The organism is Scytonema sp. UIC 10036, assembly GCF_009725235.1.
The window spans coordinates 75,221-94,476 of record NZ_WJFC01000028.1 but is presented as its reverse complement, the minus strand read 5'-3'; the positions used below and the strand labels follow the sequence as shown (position 1 = coordinate 94,476).

Here is a 19,256-nt window from a genome sequence, read left to right as displayed (position 1 = left end):
GACTAGTATTTATGGGGGAGGGGAATAAGTATTTCTGTACTCGATATAAATCTTCTTACCTGTAGGCTTACATTGCTTTGAGGCAAGATTAATTTGCATAAATTAATAGGAACTTACTTGTACTCAAATGAGAGTCAAGTATGTTAAATGTAGAGTTTCTGTATACCCTATTACTTTTTCTTATTTTATTATTTTCCGTGAAAAAATACAAGCCCCTCTCTATTTATTTAATAGCGATCTGTCTGTGCGTACAGATACGGTTTGAGAAAGTGGTAATTAAGAAGGTGTTAACGATCTCAATTGGGTTTCATGAGCCGGAGTGTCGCAAACTATACTTTTGCATACCTCACCCACCACTTTTCAAACATTTTCTTAACAAATATTTATCTACAGGAAATTAATATTATAATAATTATCACTTTGATTGGAATATAATTATAGACTTAAACTAATATATACCATTAGAGAAAAAAAACATAAGAAATTAATAGAGTAACGATTATTTAATTATTAAGCAAACATATTATCTTTTGAGACATATAAAGGCTAATCTATTTCTTACATAGATTAAGCAAAAATTGACTTGTTTTAGGTTCCAGACTTACATTGCCTGAAAGGGACGGTTGTATATTTACAACTACGCCTTGTTTTGCTGCAATTTTTTTGAGATCGGCCAATTAGTGTGTAGAGGGGATACAATGAACAGAATGTTTTCTAGAAGAAATTTACTAAAGTTAGGTGCAGGCGCAGTAGGTACGGGAATAGTAACAGCAGGAGTAGGCTCTGAGTTAGTGTTTCCGCAAAAAGCAGTTGCCAAAGATGATGCGAGTCCCGAGCAAGCGCTGCAACTACTAATAGAAGGGAATGACCGATTTGTCAACAGAAAACGGAAAAACCCCAATCAAACTCTTACACGTCTGGAAGAAGTTGCCAAAGCTCAGAAACCCTTTGCTTCTATTCTTGGTTGTGCAGATTCACGGGTTCCTTCCGAGATTATCTTTGACCAAGGGTTTGGGGATTTATTTGTATGTCGCGTAGCTGGTAATATTGCTACGCCAGAAGAAACCGGCAGTCTGGAATTTGGCAGTGTAGTATTAGGTTCAAAAGTTATTATGGTGCTGGGGCATAAAAGATGTGGTGCGGTAGAAGCCACAATCAAAGGTGCTCAAGTTCCCGGTCAAATTGCTACCTTACTGGCTGCTATCAAACCGGGCATAGAATCATCCAAAAATCAACCGGGCGATCGCTTAGAAAACGCCTGTAAAGCCAACATCATGACGCAAATAGAAAAGTTGAAAACATCTTCACTTCTCTCGCAATTAGTGACCGATAAAAAACTCATCATCATTGGTGGCTATTACGATCTAGATACTGGTCGGGTCACTATACTGAGTTAGCATTTGATGAAATCAAAATAGAGCGCGTTGTTGGTATCAAAATTCCTCTGGTTCCTTTGTCTATGCGATCGCAATGGCAATTTTGCCTACAACGCGTTCGCTTTCACTATATGTATGAGCAGCGACTATCTCTTGTAAGGGATACGTGCGGTCAATAACAGTTCTCAGTTTACCCGCCTCGCTCAATTCTTTCAGGTAAGCTAAATCTTGAGTTCTGGGTATTGCCAAAACATTCCTAGCTTTTTGACCGGGAAGGATTGCAGTCAAGATATTTTGTACTACGCTCTCAAAGCTAGGAAGTGTAGTTACATAAGTTCCATTAGGTTTGAGAACTTTTTGACAGCTAGAAAATGACCGCTTGGCAACAGAGTCTAAAATCATATCATACTGTATGGTATCTTGGGTAAAATCTTGTTGCGTATAGTCAATAATTCGGTCTGCTCCTAAAGACTTTACCAAATCCACGTTTTTTGTGCTGCAAACACCTGTAACTTCTGCACCGAAAGCTTTGGCAATTTGTACTGCATAGGTTCCGACACCACCAGAAGCACCATTAATGAGAACAGTGTGTCCTGGTTGGATATTGCCTAAGTCTCGTAATGATTGCAAAGCCGTCAGTCCTGCGACAGGTACCGAAGCAGCTTCCTCATAAGTCATATTTGTTGGTTTGAGTGCAGCACTGGTTTCAGGAACGGCTGTAAATTCGGCATAAGCCCCTCCTTTTAACCCCACATTTCCGTAAATTGCATCTCCCGGCTTGAAAAGTTTAACTTGGGAACCAACTTCTACAACATCTCCTGACAAATCAAATCCCAAAATCATGGGGAAGTTATTTCCCGTGACAAATTTCAACATACCCTGGCGGATTTTCCAATCAACGGGATTGACGCAAGAGGCGCGGACTTTAACGAGCAATTCATTAGGTTGAATCTTTGGTGGTTCCACTTCTTCATACTGTAAAACCTCAGGAGAACCGTATTGGCGGATAACTGCTGCTTTCATGAGATACCTCTATCCAAAGTATTGTTAAATTTAGAAGCTGTACGAAATTCTTTTCAGAGCCTACATTTTTTAATAAACGCGTATTGATTTTATTTCAATATATAGATAATTATAATAAAATTTATATAGTAAAAAACACATTCATCTGCTGTTATACATGATATGTCATGTATTGCTTACACGGCTGAAATGCTTTGTTGGTGAGGCTATTAGTGCCAATCCAAATTTCAAAATCTATATCTTGCACAATTTTTATCTTTATAAATCGAATGTAAAATATTTATTACTACTTTGGGAAGAAGAAAAATGTTAGATTTTGGAGTAATTAGTTTTTTAACCAACATTATAATTTTTTCTAATTTTACAAAAGAATATTTACAGAGAGATAAATATCAACCAAAGGTAGAAGTGAATGCTAACCTTAGAGAGATGACAGAGGATTTTGACTTTCAGTTAGAAAATTATAGAATTTTGCATCATGGATTTGTTCATGATATAAATGTTAATGTTCGCTATCAATATGTTAAGGGGATATCGAATGGTCAGTATCCAGATTTTCTCAAATTGGAGGAAGACATAAAACAGTTTTTAGTACAATATCCTAATGAAACAGATTATTGGGAAATTATTAACAAAGAACTCGCTAAAATGTTACTTGTTAAGTACCCTCAACTTTCATCTATCACTATTAAGATTCATGTACACCCTGACGCGAAAGTGACAAAACCTCGTTCTAGTACTGTAACTTTGACTAGATATCAAGAGTAGGTTTTCGTGTAAGTGAGTCAGCACAATTAACAGGAGCGTGATTTAACCGCAGATGAACGCAGATGCACGCTGATAAATTTGTACTTCAGCAGGGTAGAATAAGCTATGATATTTTAAAATTTATCTTTGAGAGACAAGTTGAGCTAACCGCTTTAAGATTTTTACGACGTTATCTATATCATCACGGCTATCTAAGGCAAACAAATCGGATAGAGCATATTGAGGGGTTTGTGCTTGCACAAGTTTAATAAATCTAAACTCACTGCCATTTGTTACAAATCCAAAAGCAGGTCTTTCTGAGGTTAAATTAGTTAGCATATAAGCCAATGCTTGCGGAATTGCTGGAACTAAGGAATATTCTGCTCGTTTTGCTTCGATAACAAGAACCCAGAATGGAGGTTGAAAAACTAAAATATCGATACGTCCTCTGATAATTGTTTCTTCGTCTTCTGAAGAGATTTCAACTTCTCTCTCTGAAGCAATGTAGAAAGGAGGATTGTAAAAACCTGCAAGACGCAAGAGTGGTGATAATACCACCATTTTGACAACAGGTTCTAAAATGGTGTATTGGGAAAGATGAAGATATTCTGCTTTGACTTCAATTAGGGTTTGCTTGTCGGCTTCGCTTAATTCTGGTAGATTATCTTGCCACTCTCGGAAGAATTGTTTATCTTGTGAACGTTGTAAATTAAATTTCTCTACGAGATCGACTAGGGTAACTTCTTTGCCTTGGATAATTTGAACCATATTTTGTGATGAATCTTGTTCATTATTGTAGAAGAGTTATATCATGCCTTGTTGAATAATTATTATTAAAACTTACGCAAAGTCGCAAAGGCGCAAAGAAAGACGCAATTTTTCCACGGTTATAGGGTATCATAGGCATCCATGTCAGATCGTTCCCAATCCTCTAAAAAACTTTGCAGTCGAGCACGTAGGTTTGCTGCTTGCTCTAGATCGATCCTGCGAACTTGTAAGTCTACAGCGCTCAGAGGAGTTGGAAGAAAAGTGACAATAACTCGTACTTCCTCTATACCTTCTGGAATCTCTGGTAACTCAATCTTACCGTTGCGGTAAATTCCTTCTACTGAATGCAACATAGTTTTTATGATTCGCGATCTGTAATTAAGATAACGTTTTTACCAATTGTATGACTATGCGATCGCCAAGATACCACTCTAAAAATTATAACGTTTAGCAAGCTATGCTAAAAATATTCCTACACCACTCCTACAGCTAAGGCATACAGAGGAAGATAAGAACTATGGCTACTCTAGCACTCAAAATTCCTCGCATTACCCATGAAAAATTTTGGGAAATTTGCCAAGCCAATCAAGACTTGCGCTTGGAGTTAACTGCTACAGGAGAAGTCATTGCCATGTCGCCCACTTACTCAAGTAAGGGAAGACAAAACTCTGGACTGACACCTTACCTAATGGCGCGATTCGCTCTCCTGATGCTGCATGGATTAAAAATGAGCGATGGAATAGTCTTTCGGAAGAACAGCAACGTTACGAATTCTCGCCCATAGCACCAGATTTTGTGGTGGAATTGCCCTCAAGCAGTGATGTGTTGGAAACACTGCAAACCAAGATGCAGGAATATATGGACAATGGAGTACAGCTAGGCTGGCTGATTAATCCGCAACAGCAACAAGTAGAAGTATACCGTGCAGGAAAATCTGTAGAGATGTTGCGATCGCCAACGCTGCTTTCAGGAGAAGATGTGTTACCTGGATTTGAGTTAAATCTTAACGTGGCGTGAGTACTGGGTTACTACTTGCTTGACTCTAGCTTCTAGTTCAGTTTTTTAAGATGACGCTCACAATTCTTGAACTTGTACCTTCTTGGTAAACCAAAATTTTGTGGTTAGCTCGCTCATATCATTCTAAGTCTTGCGATACGGCAGTATCGCCGTTAAGCTTCGCTTATCGCACCTCTACTCTTCTCTCTGTGCTCTCTGCGTCTCTGCGGTTAAAAAGTAATTTATTTAACCACAGAGGCACAGAGTACGCAGAGGAAAGAGGAAGTGTGGGTCTAAAAATTGTGTGTTTTTACTTAGCAGGTTTTGCTACATCTCCAATTTTAAATCTTCCACCAATGAAAGATTCTTTTTTGGAAAGTTGTCACTAATATGATTGACAATTTAGAATATATGTACAGAAGTTTGTACATAAAAGGATGCTATCCTACAAAATTACATCCCCAACTGATGCCAGAAATGACTTTTTTAAGCTCCTAGACCTGGTAGTAGAAAATCATCAAGTGTACATCATCAATCGTCGTGATGGCGAAAATGTAGCCTTGATTTCTGAGTCCGATTTAGTGAGTTTGGTTGAAACAGTTTATCTTTTGCGATCGCCTGCGAATGCAAGTCGCCTGCTGGATGCTATAGAAGAGTCAAAAACCGGAAAAATTCAACCTCAAACTATCGCAGAACTTCGCCAGGAGTTGGGGATTGAGCAAGAAGAAGAAAAAGAAAGTTGAAACTGATGAAATTAAGCCAGTTGTAGTGAATCGCACTCCTGGTTTTAGTTCTATCTTTAAAGAAGATTTAGCTTGGTGGTTTAAGCAAGATTTTGAGAAAGCTTCAAAAATTTTGGATTTGGTTACAGCAGTCATGCAAGATCCCTTCGACGGTATCGGTAACCCAGAACCATTGAAGTATATGGATGCAGATATTTGGTCGCGCCGAATAGATTTAGAGCATAGGCTTGTCTATCGGGTAGGAAACACCCACATTGATTTTCTAGCTTGTCGGTATCACTACAAATGATGTACTTAGGCGAGAAATGCTCTCACAGCGCCGAGCCACAAATTTGGTTAATACGAGTTCACCTTAACACCTGAAATTGAGCCATCACCCCGACATAACGCTATGACAGAATTACTATCAGTAAGGGTGGCGAGCGCTTTGTTTGCAGTCAAATTCCAGAGTTTGATGGTTTTGTCATCACTAGCAGACGCTAAAGTTTTGCCATCCGGACTGAAACTGATACTCCTCACCTCTACACTACTAGCTTACAATGGCAGCACAGGCAATGCCTTCTTTGTGTAATCGCTCCATCACCCTGACTCGCAAGCTGGATTTGCCCATTTGTCGGGAGTTAAGTACGTAACAAAATTCTCCCGCCTTCAAACTTTCGTAAATTTCTTGGTCTGCTTGGCGAGTCACATAGGTGGGTGTGTCTTGAGGAAGGCTTCCTCCAACATGTTACTGGTATTGCGCTATACCAATTTTCCATTAAGAGATTTTGGATTTTAGATTCAGATCGTTAGGAGAACATCAACTTGCAGGGAACTGTGCTAGGAGGTCTTTGCCATCAATAATAGTACTAGTGAAGACAAAGCTGCGGTTAGCTTGGTAGCGTGGGTCTGACTTAATGATAGCCATAAACTCGCGATGTCCCTGTCTTGTCCTACCTACTTGACAGCCAGCGCTCCATCTTCCTACATCGGACTTAGGGTTATCACCGCCCCAATGTTGGTTAATGCCGAACATACCTGAGTCAATGGTGTCACCTGCATCACGCGTGCCCGACCGATTTGCATCACGATGGACGGTGACCTGACCACCAGTTTGCACAAGAGCTTCATGTCCACCACCTGGTGTGTGAATTCCTACCTGCCATGCGGTGTATTGCCCGAAGGCGATAATCGCCGCACCTTTGGGGTTCATGGGATTGTACGTATAGTACTTACCTGGGTTTGTTGTGGCTTCCCAACAGCCAATCATTTTAGGCTTGCCGTCTTTAAACTCAATCACGATACGGAGGTCGTTCCAGACATTGAGGGCGTTGTTGTTGAGCGTTCCGTCCGGGTTCATGCCTTCGATGTAAATAATATTCTTGTATCCAGGTTCTTTGCCAATTTTGTAGCCCTTCTTCTCGCAATAGGCAATGATTTTCTCTTCTAAAGTTTTAGGCTTGGTCGTGACTGCTGCGATTTTGCAGCCGTCAATCTGGATATGCCCACCATAGATAAACCAAATACGTCGATTCTGAAATGGAGTCTTGAGCATGACTCTCAGATGCTGAGCGTCTGCGATCGCCACTTCAATAATTTCCAACTGTTGCCCCACTTTAACAGTGATTTTTTCCGATGCCTCGACCTTGTTGGAGGGTAATGAACAGCTTTTAAACACCGTGTCAGAAGTCACTTTGAGATTAAACCACCCCTGCTCGATCTGGTCATCTTTGAATCCTATCGCTTGCAGAAAGTACAAAATTGCCCCACAACCAGGAACCGAATCAATCGTCTTGGTGTGATTAGTCCCAGCCCAAACAAACGGTGTAATTCCCTGGCTATCTTTGCCCTGGAAGTCGTTGCATGCATCGAAGGCGAGTAAGCGAGCACAGAGCTTTGCTGGTATCTGTTCGCCCTGAATCTTCCTCAGCTTGTGCGTGATTTGATCGAAAAATTGCGTAGAACCCTGAAAATCTGCCTTAGCGTGTAAGATTCCTGCCCAATACCAAGGTAAATTGGGATAGTACCACTCGATTTTCTCGTAAAAGCCGCGATCGTAATACAGCTTCTCAGCAATGTTTTCTAACTCTGGCAAGAGATTTGATTGCACCTTGCAGCCTTGCCACAGTTCTGTATATTTTTCTTCAATAGATGCAGTATTAGCCATTTTTGCGATATTTACTTGTAACTATTCATAAATAAGTAAGGGACGGCAAAATTTTGTGATACTAAAAACGGCGTGGATCTTTACTTTTCAATAATCGCCAGAAGCTTAAACACACAACACTTGCATCCGCTTTTACAAAGTCCAGCTATGAGTGGTTTGAATTATAGCTTGCTGTGTTCAATCCCCACGTTGGTACTGGCTGTTGATGGCTCAGGTCTTCATGCTCCATCTTTTGATATTTAATATCTTGATTTTTAACCTGTTCTATGCGTTGGCAGAGACTATAGATAATTATAGGGTCGCGGATAATCTCAGCCAGAATGCGGGCTTCATTAAAATCTCTGGCATCGCTTCTTAGGTCACGCAACACTAGATCGATTAGCTCAGCACTCATTTCTATTTCTACAGAAATGTTAATTGCAACCTCCGATCCTCTTTTGTCTACGTTGACCGAATACTTTTTGTTGTTACGAATCATAATTGTCTCCTGTGGCGATTACCCTGATTTTTTGTCTATTAAAGCAAATTGATTGTGGTTCAAAGCGTGTTTGCAGGGATTTAAGCTAACTTAATTCCTCAAACTTTAAATGCTAAACCATTAGGAGTAGGGTTTGAGGAATAGTTCAGCTTCAGCTTCTCTTCGTCTCCTAAGTCCTTGCTCAACATTTGAGCCAGGATTGCGATACTTGAGAAAAGTTTCGCGGATATTAGCCCAATCACGATTCTTTATGACTCTAGTCATTGACTCAAAATTAGAGGCACCGTAAAATTTACTCCCCAAGTTGTAGCCAAAGCTGAGTAAGGCACCTTGTTGGTTAGGGTTGAGTTCGCTCCAGCAAGGTATTTTCATTAAATCGGGTAAGTAGCTTGTTTCCAACTGATAAATCAATAGCTCATCAGCTTCTTGTTGGGAAATACTTTCTCCAAGGTACCACGGACTACCGTCACGTTTCCTGGTCGAACCCCAGCCAATTGTGATTGGTTTCCCTCCAGTTAAAGGATCGGGGTAAGCTTTAAGATAGCAACCTTCAAACTTTTTAATCAGCTCAACTCCACACATAGGCAGACTTGTGGAGACTTGTTTAGTTGCGGTGATCTCGTTTGCTGCGGTACCGTTCTTGTTGATAGGATTGCGCTTAATTTTAGCCAGAATCTCGTTAGCACTGAGATACTCTACCGAATTAGCGTTGAGGCTGGTGCTGTCACGATCCTCTTCGTCCTCTTTCCATAAATTACCAACAACACTTAAGTCAGGTTGTTTATCTGAACCCACTTGACCTGCGGGAAGTGCTGGTTTGTCGCCATCGTGCTCTTGTTCCAACTGCTGCTTTTCGGCTTGGAAGCGCTGCTTTTCAGCTTCTAGTTCCTTAAGCTGGGCTTCATACTGTGCCTTTAACTGCAACTGCTCGTTGAGCTTTTCTAGGGCAAGTTCGGCGTTCTTTGTGACTGTTTCTTGTGCCTCCTTATTGCTTGCTTCTTGTCGTTCTGTTAACTGGGCAATAAAACCCTGTAAGTCTTGTTGAATGTACTGTTCGACACGTTCAGCAAAAATGGTGTAGGCCTCGGAGTGGGTATGAAATTGACGATAGGGTCCAGCCATTTGAAAAAACTGCCACCCCTCAATTTTCAAGCCTTCGGCAGTATTACGATAGTTGCGGTATTTGTCACCATGACCAAAAAACTCTTCAATTGCAGCAGAAACGGCTACTACCTGACTTAAACCGAAAGCAGTCCAGCCAATTATTTCCTGCCACTTCTGGTCCCCCTTCTGAAAACCAATGAGTGCCGGGACAATTACCCCGCCAACGATAGTAATCATTCTGAGGTTGTGATGAGCATTGCGTTCTTTGGTGGCTCGTCTCTCCAGCCACATGACTTGGTCGAGCCAGCGATTTTTCAGAAATTCTTTTCGCAAGTCTGACAAGTCCAGTTGGTCAATCAGTCCATAGAAAGTCTGTTTAAGGTATTGACTATAGTCGTTTTTCTTAGCCATAGTTTAAAATTCTCAAAACCTTCTAGCTATACTTACATAAAGATATTGCTTCTTACATCAGTAGTTTCCTCACTTAGCGCTCTTACTTTAAAAATTTCCGATACGGATCTTTTTTTGCCATCTTTAAGTCCTAAGTTAACAGTAAGCTCGTAAATGTATTGATTAAATCTTCCTTTGCTGCTTCTAAGGCAATTGTTTGTAAACGTCCTGATGCAGCTAATTGTTTAGCTCGTTCATCAATAGCATTCCTATGCAAAGCAGAAGCTAGCTTGTCTGCTGTTCTCCCGCTACCAGCAATTACCATCACTAACCGTCCAGCAATAACGCTATTTAACGCATCAATAAAAGTAATCTCGCCACCATTAACGAGGACAGTAATTGAGGGTGCGCCATTAGCTAACACAGTTGCTACTTGTACTATCCAGGGAGATTCATCACCCCAATTATTGCCAGGAACTAAGACAAAATGAGTATGATGCGGCTCTAGGGGTGTGGCATCCTCACTTAAGACAGTTGTTTGTTCAGGTAAAATTACCTTCCCTGTAGGTGCTACACCAATTAGTGGAAACTCGCCATTGATTTGGCTCCGGGCTTTGCCTATCAATCGCATCACTCCCGCATCAGTACCACCATCCACCACATAAGCCCCCAAGCGTTGGGCAGTTGGGGCTAAGACTTCTACGAACAGGCTTTGGATACGTAAGAAGTCTGCTTCGCTAATTTGACTAGCGCCCCCTACTATAACTAAAACAGGACGGGAATTACTTAGCCCTAATTGCGCTAGCGCCTGGGGTAATTCGGCGGTTTCAGATACCGTAACTCCTACTGCTGCTTGCTTGGGGTTTAAAGTTAGGCTGAAAAAATTTACCATTTATTTCGGAGTAGAACTTGCAAAAATTTAAGTATTTTCCGTAGTAAGCCTCTGTTTAATATTCAATTTGCAACCAACATTATCCATAGCTAAATGTAGTTAAATTGACTTTAAACTCATTTGATACTAACAATAACTGATTTTTCAGAGAATGAGTAGATCCATATCCAAAATTCGTCAAAACACCTCTATCTATAGCTTTATGTCAGTTAGTTGACACTTTTTTATTATCAGTTCATCATCACATATAACTTTAGACACGATCGAAACCTATACATTAAACAAAAAGAATTACTATGTAAATTATTGACAAATTATAATATAGCGATTTTAATGGGTAATAACTTATGCCTAATCTTTCAGCAATATAAATTTGAACCCACCGTGAATAACAGTAAGAACTTTGCTTACAGCAAGCCTGGATTGCTCCTAGCAAAGGGAACTATAATTCCGCTCGCTGTAGCTGTAGTATCGATATTAGCCAGCAATCCTTGCCCAGCGCAAATTACACCTGACACCACCTTGGGAAATCAAAACTCCCGTGTGATGACTGGTGTCAACATTCAAGGAAATGAGGCTGACTTAATTGAAGGTGGCGTCCAAAGAGGCAGCAACCTATATCACAGTTTTTTAGAATTTAATGTCAACAATGGGCAGAGGGTATATTTTGCCAACCCTGCAGGTGTTGATAATATTTTTAGTAGAATTACGGGCAGTAACCATTCTGAGATTTTGGGGACTTTGGGCGTAAATGGTGCAGCTAATTTATTTTTGCTCAATCCCAAGGGGATTATTTTTGGACCAAATGCCCAGTTAGATATTCAAGGTTCATTCCTAGCTACCACAGCTAACAGTTTTGTGTTTCCTGATGGTAGTGAATTTAGTGCTACTAATCCCCAAGTGCCGCCACTGTTAACAATGAGTGTACCCGTGGGTGTGCAGTTTGGTTCACAGCCCGCCGCAAGTATTACTAGTGAAGGAGAGTTGGTAACGGGAAAGGATTTGACGCTGAATGCAGGGAATTTGGATTTAGAGGGAACGCTGCAAGCTGGTGGGAATTTAACATTACAAGCGCAGGACAGTTTAAAAGTTGAAGATAGCACAAGTCATGCTTTCATTGCAGCGGCGGGTGGGAATTTGCTGGTTCAAGGCGATCGTAAAGTAGATATTTCTGCCTTAACTCACCCAGAGAGTGGCTTTTACTCTGGTGGCAATATGGTATTCAAGTCTGAAAATCCCATTGGCGGCTATGCACATTTTTGGGCTGGGGGTAATTTTAGAATAGAAAATTTGAATGGCGATTTAGGTAATCTGAATTTTGATAATGAGCCAGACGATGATAGTGACGAGACAGACGATGATAGTGAAAGTACGACTTCTTATCCTCTAATAATTCGTGCTATCGGCGATGTGAGTTTTAATAGCTATAAAGGTGCATCTTTGCACATTCTGGCGGGTGGGAGTGTCAATATTGCTGGTGACGTTGAAATCACTGGCGCAGACAGCACAAACAATTCTCTTCAAGAAGCCGTCACGCTGTCGGATGGAACAACAATAGATATAGATGGTAGCCAAACACCAACGCTAGACATTAGAGCAGGGGTAGAAGCCAATTATATTGGCATTCCAAACCTTACACCCAATCTACCTATTGGATTCAATCCGCAAAATCCTACGACAACAAATACTCCAACAAATGCAAATATTAGCATTAAAGGTAGTATTTATAATACTTCCGGCTTTGAATCTAATAGTGGAGGAATACTTATAACTAATCAGTACCATCCCAATGAATTGGCGGGTGGTATTACAACTGGAGAAATCCTTACTTATGGTGATGTCTCTGTTGATTCGCGGGGTGATATTACAACTGATAGGGGTATTGATACTAGTATTAATGATTCTGTAGAAGGCGATAGAAAAGCCGGTAGTATTAAGCTGCTAAGCAATCAAAATATCTTGATTCAAGGCAATCTGTTATCTAATGTAAATGAAAGTCTTAATGGAAATGGCGGTGATATTTACCTCAACAGTCAGCAAGGGAAAATTGATATAAACGCGGATATTAAATCTCAAAGCAACAACAATGGAGTTGCAGGAAATGTCAGGATTCAAGCATCTGGCAATATCAGTCTCTTTAAGAAGATAGAAAGCACTAGTAATAGCGACCAAAAAGAGAATTATAATAATATAACTATTAATTCTACAGGAGGTTCCGTTCATTTAAATAGTGCTACATTAGATAGCACTAATAAAAAGGAAGGATATGCAGGAAATATAGAAATTAATGCTAGAAATCAAATATCTATTCTCAACAACAGCAAGATATCGAGCGAAGGCAATAATGGATGGATATTTATTGGGGTTACTGAGTATCAACCTAAAAGCCTTATTATTGATAACTCGAAAATAAATACTAATAGTAATGGTTTGGGAGATGCAGGATATATTGAAATTAATGCTAGTGACCAAATATCTCTCGACAGCAGCAAGATATCTAGTCAGGGAAATAATGGCCATATTGATATCACCACAGGCAGCTTGTCTCTGACTAATGGCGCTCAGATTAACTCTAGTCTGGTGGGTGAAGGAGAGAAAGTGGGTAGTGTTCATATAAAGGCAAAAAATAGTGTCTCACTTCAGGGCAATCCGAGACTAGGGGACACAAACGATAATCAGACTGGTATTTTCACTCAAATTAGCCAAGAAGGTAAATTGCTTTCTTCCAATGGCAAAGGAAACATTACAATCGAGACAGAAAAGCTAATAATCAGCGATGATGCTCGTTTGTCGGCAGATACTTATGGAAAAGGTGATGCAGGCGATATCCAAGTCGAAGCTCAACAGATTGAGTTAAAGAATCAAGGACGAATTATCAGCGTTGTTAGAGAGAAGGCGGATGGTAATAGTGGAAATATTAAACTGAACAGTCGTACTCTTTCTATCACAGATGATGCTCGCATCTCTGTAAGCAATCTAGGCACAGGTAATGCTGGTAACATCACAATTAATGCTTCCGACTCTGTATTACTAGAACGAAAAGGTCGAATTTCCAGTAGTGTTAGAAGCACTGCAACAGGCAAAGGTGGAAATATTAATATTGACACTAACTTCTTGACTGCTGATGGAGGAATAATAGAAGTTCAGAATCAAGGTCAAGGAGATGGTGGCAACATTGGCATGACAACAGAGAATTTGCTACTCCGTCGCCAAAGCAAAATTTCTGCTACGGCAGGTTCGACAAATAATCCTGGTAATGGCGGTAGCATCACTATAAATGCCAAGGATGGATTTGTTGTAGCAGTGCCATTAGAAGATAGCGATATTATTGCCAATGCCTTTGGCGGTAAGGGTGGCAAGATTGAGATTAATGCCAACCGCATTCTAGGATTTCAAAACCGGGAAAAGTTGAATTCAGAACAACTGAGTAAGCTTACCAACAATGGCATCAGCGACATCAGCGCCAGTTCTGATGTGGGTAAAAATGGAGAGGTATCACTGAATACTCTCAGTATTGACCCTACTCAGGGACTAGTGCAATTACCGACAAATCTAGTAGATACCTCTAGATTAATTGCCCAAGGCTGCGGTAGCAACAGTAACGTTGCTAAAGGAAAAAGTGAGTTTGTCATTACTGGACGTGGTGGACTCCCTCCCAGTCCTGATGATACTCTCAAGTCGGGGACTATTTTACCACAATGGGTAGTAAATAATACTTTTCTAAATAGGAGTAATTCAGTAAATATGACGGAGAGAAATTTAAAGCAATTATCATCAAATACTACCGATACTTTAGTAGAAGCGGTGGGTATGGTACGCAGTGCAAATGGAGATATTGTTTTCACTGCTCAACCTACAACAGCTACTGAGCTACAATCGGGGCTATCCAGTCAGGTTTGTGGTGTTGTGCAAGGGGACGTTAAACGATGAACTGCTTGCAGGGTAAACGATCGCCTAATCTATACCCAGACTATTCAACTAAGGTCTATATATTATTCCTGCTGACAGGGTTAATTCTCGGCTTTTATCCACCACCCTTGGCGGCTCAAGAGGTTCCTAATGAGGTAAAACCGCCTTCAATACAACCATTACCCCAACCACAACCTCTACCAGAACTACCGCCTCCAGAACAACTACTACCCATTACACCCCAGCCACCAACTCAACCAGATGTTAATCCTCAGACGTTAGCGGAAACATTAATTGTAGAGCGGTTTGAGTTTGTAGGAAACACAGTTTTTAGCGACAAAGAACTAGCGAGTGTGACAGATGCTTATCTCAAACGCCCAATTACCTTTAATGATTTACTGCAACTGCGTTCACAACTGACGAAGTTATATATAGATAGAGGCTATGTGACCTCTGGAGTCATTATTCCTCCCCAAACTGTGAAAGGCGGGGTAGTGGTAATGCAGGCGGTAGAAGGAAGTTTAGAAAAGATCGATGTTACAGGTACGCGCCGCCTCAAACCCAACTATGTAAGCGATCGCTTGGCGATTGCAGCTGGTAAACCACTATCGCGAGATCGTCTACTTGCAGGGCTCCAACTATTGCAACTAGATCCTTTAATTAAAAGCATATCTACAGATTTACAAGCTGGCATTCGTCCCGGTACTAATATATTAGAAGTTAAAGTTACTGAAGCCGATACTTTTAGTACTCAACTAGTCTTAGATAACCAACGCAGTCCGAGTGTGGGAAGTTTTCGCCGACGCATCAATGTTAGCGAAGCCAATTTGTTAGGGCTAGGAGATAGTTTAAGTGTTGGTTACAGCAATACTGATGGTAGTAATGGCTTTGATGTTAGCTATAGCCTACCAGTCAATCCCCGCAACGGTAAGGTGATTTTTACCTATGGCAATACTGATAGTAATGTTATAGAGCGTCCTTTTAACTCTTTGGATATCAATTCCCAGTCTCGATACTACGAATTAACCTTCCGTCAACCCTTGCGACAAACTCCCACCCAAGACTTCACGGTAGGAATTACCGCCAGTCATCAAGCAAGTCAAACATTTTTAGGTTTTAACGACATCGGGGCGTTTCCGCTAGCGGTTGGTGCTGATGACAAGGGAAGGACAAGGGTTTCTGCAATCCGATTTTTTCAAGAATGGACTCAACGCAGTAGTCAACAAGTCATAGCAGTGCGATCGCAATTCAGTTTCGGCTTAGGTGTTTTGGGCGCGACAACCAATAAAGATGAACCGGATAGCCACTTTTTTACCTGGCGGGGACAAGCCCAATGGTTGCGCCAACTAGCGCCCGATACCTTAGTGCTGCTACAAGCTGATATGCAGTTAGCCAATAAAAGACTGTTAGGACTGGAACAATTTGGTATCGGTGGACAAACAACTGTGCGCGGATACCGTCAGGATCAATTGTTAACAGATAATGGTGTGCAAGCAACCGCAGAAATTCGCTTACCAATTGCGCGATTTGGTCAAGGAGTCTTACAACTCACGCCTTTTGTAGATATAGGTACAGGCTGGAATAATGGCAACTCAAATTCCAATACTAACACTTTAATCAGTACGGGGCTTGGGTTGCTGTGGCGACAAGGTAATAATTTTACAGCTCGTTTAGATTGGGGTATTCCGCTTACATCAGTTGATTCTCAGAGGGATAAAACATGGCAAGAAAACGGTTTGTATTTCTCTGTTATATATACACCTTTTTAGTTCGGGGATGGATGGTAAAAGTGAAAAAATTGGCGGGGAAACAACGTCAAAAATTCTGGTATGGAGTTTTGGCTTGTCTGACAACTTTATTGTGTATCTTAGTTTCGCCTGTAGTGGCTCGTGATATAAAAACTCAAGGTTTGACTACATCGGTGGTTGCTTCTTCCTCTCCAGAGCAAGCAGCTAAAAATCTATATATGACGGGGCGGTTTGCAGAAGCAGTAAAGTTATTACAGCAAGCTTACCAAACAAATGGCGAGCCAATAGAAAAGGCGGTGATTCTGAGTAATTTAGCTCTCAATTTGCACCAATTAGGGCGCATTGATGAAGCAACTCAGGCAATTGAGCAAGCGATCGCTATCTTACAAAAGATTCCTAAATCATCACAACGCCTGCCAGTTTGGGCGCAAGTTTGGGATGTCAAAGGTAATTTGGAACTAGCCAAGGGTAAAGCCGAAGCCGCTTTGTCATCTTGGGAAACAGCCGCATCACTCTACCAACAATTAAAAGATAGCAATAGAGCTATCCTCGTCCAAATTAATCAAGCTCAAGCATTGCAGGCTTTAGGGTTTTATCGCCGAGAAATTTCTCTACTCCAGAATTTGACAAATGATTTGCAAAAACAACCAGACAACCTCGCCAAGGCGGCTAGTTTTCGCAACTTAGGTGAGGCGCTGGCGCTGGCTGGTGATTTCCAGCAAGCACAAAAACATTTACAACAAAGTCTAGAGATTGCCCAAAAACTACAATCGCCAGAAACCATTGCTACAGCTTACCTGAGTTTGGGTAATCTCGCTTATGTTCCCGGTAGCAGTACAGAACAAAAAAAGACTGCTCTGGCTGATTACGAAAAAGCAGCTATTTCATCAACTACTGCGATTAACAAAATTCCAGCCCAACTTAACCGTCTACGCTTATTAATTGAGTTGGAACAATGGGCAGCAGCTCAAGCATTATATCCTGAAATTCAAAGTCAAATTGCTAACCTGCCCCTTGGACGTTCTGCTATTTACGCCCAAGTAAATTTGGCTCAACGCCTTCTAGAAATGAGGCAGAAATTCCCCGATCCCAACCCAGAAACAATTGCTAAAATCCTAGCTGTGGCACGTCAGCAAGCGCAACAATTGCAAGATGTACGTTCAGAGTCTTTTGTCTTAGGCAATCTTGGACACCTATATGAATTATCTCAACAATGGTCTATAGCCCAAGATTTGACTAAACAGGCGCTAGATTTATCGCAGTCGATTCAAGCGTCAGATATTGCCTATCGTTGGTATTGGCAATTGGGACGTATTCTCTGCCAAGGTAAACCCCATTGCGAGCAGTCGGGAGATATTACAGGAGCGATCGCTGCCTATACCCAAGCATTTAATACTTTACAAAATATCCGTAGCGATTTGATTGCTACAAAGAAAAATGTGCAGTTTTCTTTTCGGGAAACGGTAGAACCTGTGTATCGTCGTTTAGTAGATTTGTTACTTCAATCATCAACACCCAGTCAAGAGAATCTGAAACAGGCTCGTACTGTCATTGAAGCCCTGCAAGTGGCGAAATTGCAAAACTATTTGCAGCAAGCTTGTCAAGATTCTAAATTAGAACTTGACAAGGTGATTGATTCTCAAGACCAAACATCGGCTGTTATTTATGCAATTATTTTGAATGACCATTTAGAAGTTATTCTCAAGCGACCTAATAAAGAACTTAGCCATTATGCGACTCCAAGTCAACAGAAAATTCAGGAAGTTGTCAGCCGACTATACGAAAGTCTGCAAGAAGTGGGTAGTTATGAAGAAGTACAAGAGGATGGTCAACAAGTTTATAACTGGTTGATCCAACCAATAGAAAAAGAGCTAAAAGAGAGCAATATCAAGAATTTGATTTTTGTTTTGGATGGTTCTTTAAGAAAAATTCCGATGGCAAGTCTCTATGATGGTCAGCGCTATCTAGTAGAAAAATATTCTGTCTCCTTGGCTTTGGGGTTACAAGTGCGCGAACCAAAGCCTTTACACAGAGAAACTATGAAAGTTTTAGCCGCTAGCTTGACTGAACCTCCACAGAATCAAGAAGTGTCCGGCTTTTCTCGATTAGCAAATGTTTCAGTCGAAGTGAAGGAAATCAAAAAGACGGGATTAGCAGTAAATTGGATTGCTGACCAAGAATTTACTACAAAGAACTTTAACAAAAAGCTGAATACTTCTAATTTTGAAGTAGTACATTTAGCCACTCATGGTCTATTTGGTGAAAATCGAGAAAATACTTTTGTGGTGACAGCAGATGGCAAGTTGAAGATAGATGATTTCGATCGATTGTTTAGTAGCCAAGAACAAAATCGCAAGCAAAAAATAGACTTACTCATTCTCAGTGCTTGCCAGACAGCTACAGGTAACGACCAAGCAGTTATGGGTATTGCGGGAACTATTGTCCAAGCAGGGGCTAGTAGTGCTCTTGCCAGTTTGTGGGATCTAGACGATGAAGCCAGCGTTCCCTTCATGAAAGAATTTTATCAACATTTAGGACAACCTAACATCAGCCGAGCCGAAGCTTTGCGTTTAGCACAGCAATCTCTACTCAAAAACCCCAAATATGACCACCCTCGTTATTGGGCTCCCTACGTTTTAGTTGGTAGTTGGCTTTAATATCTCTTTGCCAATACTATGTATTAAATTTCTAGCATTGCCATTTTCTTTAAGTATGATTAACATAGGTTATAGTGATTTAGTTTATTGTTACTGTATCGCTTAAGCATCAGTGATATAGGCGATCGCCATCGGCTAAAGTCAGTGGTTTTGATTTAGAACTTGATGTCAAACAATTTATGGAAACGAACATTAATAAGTAGGAAGACGCAAATAAACTGAATTGCAAAACTTCTAGTCAAGAAGCTAAAAACCTCTTCCCTCTTGCCTCCTGCCTAC

At 40.8% G+C, this 19,256-nt stretch carries 15 protein-coding genes and 2 pseudogenes; 8 read left to right on the top strand and 9 right to left on the bottom strand.

From position 1 onward, the window contains the following. Window positions 1-698 precede the first annotated feature (698 nt). Window positions 699-1,397, top strand: a complete 699-nt coding sequence (locus F7734_RS15790; protein ID WP_155745603.1) for a carbonic anhydrase — start codon at window positions 699-701, stop codon at window positions 1,395-1,397. Window positions 1,398-1,457: 60 nt separating this feature from the next. Here F7734_RS15790 and F7734_RS15785 read toward each other — a convergent pair whose 3' ends face one another. Beyond that, window positions 1,458-2,399, bottom strand: a complete 942-nt coding sequence (locus tag F7734_RS15785; RefSeq protein ID WP_155745602.1) for an NAD(P)-dependent alcohol dehydrogenase — start codon at window positions 2,397-2,399, stop codon at window positions 1,458-1,460. Between the two features lie 306 nt (window positions 2,400-2,705). On the opposite strand from F7734_RS15785, the gene F7734_RS15780 reads away from it, so the two are divergent. After that, window positions 2,706-3,167 (top strand): hypothetical protein, encoded by a 462-nt coding sequence (locus F7734_RS15780; protein ID WP_155745601.1) that lies wholly within the window; start codon window positions 2,706-2,708, stop codon window positions 3,165-3,167. A 120-nt stretch (window positions 3,168-3,287) separates the two neighbouring features. On the opposite strand, the gene F7734_RS15775 is transcribed toward F7734_RS15780, so the two are convergent. Beyond that, on the bottom strand, window positions 3,288-3,914 hold the full coding sequence (locus F7734_RS15775; RefSeq protein WP_155745600.1) for a type I restriction enzyme HsdR N-terminal domain-containing protein: 627 nt from the start codon (window positions 3,912-3,914) through the stop codon (window positions 3,288-3,290). Window positions 3,915-4,033: 119 nt separating this feature from the next. Beyond that, window positions 4,034-4,267: a hypothetical protein gene (locus F7734_RS15770; protein ID WP_155745599.1), complete on the bottom strand. Its 234-nt coding sequence runs from the start codon at window positions 4,265-4,267 to the stop codon at window positions 4,034-4,036. Window positions 4,268-4,431: 164 nt separating this feature from the next. Between F7734_RS15770 and F7734_RS15765 the strand changes: the two are divergent. The 3 genes and pseudogenes from F7734_RS15765 to F7734_RS15755 all read left to right on the top strand — a co-directional run bounded on the left by F7734_RS15765 (window position 4,432) and on the right by F7734_RS15755 (window position 5,942). Next, a pseudogene (locus tag F7734_RS15765) lies at window positions 4,432-4,931 on the top strand (Uma2 family endonuclease). 416 nt (window positions 4,932-5,347) lie between these two features. Continuing rightward, a complete protein-coding gene (locus tag F7734_RS15760; RefSeq protein ID WP_155745598.1) occupies window positions 5,348-5,653 on the top strand; it encodes a type II toxin-antitoxin system prevent-host-death family antitoxin in 306 nt (101 codons plus the stop codon). After that, window positions 5,625-5,942, top strand: a complete 318-nt coding sequence (locus tag F7734_RS15755) for a Txe/YoeB family addiction module toxin (RefSeq protein ID WP_155745597.1) — start codon at window positions 5,625-5,627, stop codon at window positions 5,940-5,942. The genes F7734_RS15760 and F7734_RS15755 overlap by 29 nt, the downstream gene beginning before the upstream one ends. A gap of 47 nt (window positions 5,943-5,989) precedes the next feature. Here the strand turns inward: F7734_RS15755 and F7734_RS15750 are convergent, their stop codons facing one another. From F7734_RS15750 to F7734_RS15720, 6 genes and pseudogenes are all read right to left on the bottom strand, one after another. After that, a complete protein-coding gene (locus tag F7734_RS15750; RefSeq protein WP_166481932.1) occupies window positions 5,990-6,172 on the bottom strand; it encodes a hypothetical protein in 183 nt (60 codons plus the stop codon). 19 nt (window positions 6,173-6,191) lie between these two features. Next, window positions 6,192-6,398, bottom strand: a pseudogene (locus F7734_RS15745) (hypothetical protein); the annotation flags it as partial. 54 nt (window positions 6,399-6,452) lie between these two features. Then, the gene (locus tag F7734_RS15740; RefSeq protein WP_155745596.1) at window positions 6,453-7,799 is read right to left on the bottom strand and encodes a hypothetical protein; all 1,347 of its coding nucleotides are present in this window, start codon (window positions 7,797-7,799) and stop codon (window positions 6,453-6,455) included. Between the two features lie 145 nt (window positions 7,800-7,944). Then, window positions 7,945-8,277: a hypothetical protein gene (locus F7734_RS15735; protein WP_155745595.1), complete on the bottom strand. Its 333-nt coding sequence runs from the start codon at window positions 8,275-8,277 to the stop codon at window positions 7,945-7,947. 120 nt (window positions 8,278-8,397) lie between these two features. Further along, the gene (locus tag F7734_RS62020; RefSeq protein WP_207714109.1) at window positions 8,398-9,792 is read right to left on the bottom strand and encodes a DUF4231 domain-containing protein; all 1,395 of its coding nucleotides are present in this window, start codon (window positions 9,790-9,792) and stop codon (window positions 8,398-8,400) included. Between the two features lie 130 nt (window positions 9,793-9,922). Then, on the bottom strand, window positions 9,923-10,663 hold the full coding sequence (locus F7734_RS15720; RefSeq protein ID WP_155745594.1) for a hypothetical protein: 741 nt from the start codon (window positions 10,661-10,663) through the stop codon (window positions 9,923-9,925). Window positions 10,664-11,047: 384 nt separating this feature from the next. On the opposite strand from F7734_RS15720, the gene F7734_RS15715 reads away from it, so the two are divergent. Genes F7734_RS15715 through F7734_RS15705 form a run of 3 tightly spaced genes read left to right on the top strand, consistent with a single transcriptional unit; the run spans window position 11,048 to window position 18,977 of the window. Continuing rightward, complete coding sequence (locus tag F7734_RS15715) at window positions 11,048-14,593, top strand: filamentous hemagglutinin N-terminal domain-containing protein (RefSeq protein ID WP_166481931.1); 3,546 nt, start codon at window positions 11,048-11,050, stop codon at window positions 14,591-14,593. After that, window positions 14,590-16,341: a ShlB/FhaC/HecB family hemolysin secretion/activation protein gene (locus tag F7734_RS15710; RefSeq protein ID WP_155745592.1), complete on the top strand. Its 1,752-nt coding sequence runs from the start codon at window positions 14,590-14,592 to the stop codon at window positions 16,339-16,341. The genes F7734_RS15715 and F7734_RS15710 overlap by 4 nt, the downstream gene beginning before the upstream one ends. Next, window positions 16,293-18,977, top strand: coding sequence for a CHAT domain-containing protein (locus F7734_RS15705; protein WP_243146905.1), 2,685 nt, complete (start codon window positions 16,293-16,295; stop codon window positions 18,975-18,977). The genes F7734_RS15710 and F7734_RS15705 overlap by 49 nt, the downstream gene beginning before the upstream one ends. Window positions 18,978-19,256 lie beyond the last annotated feature (279 nt).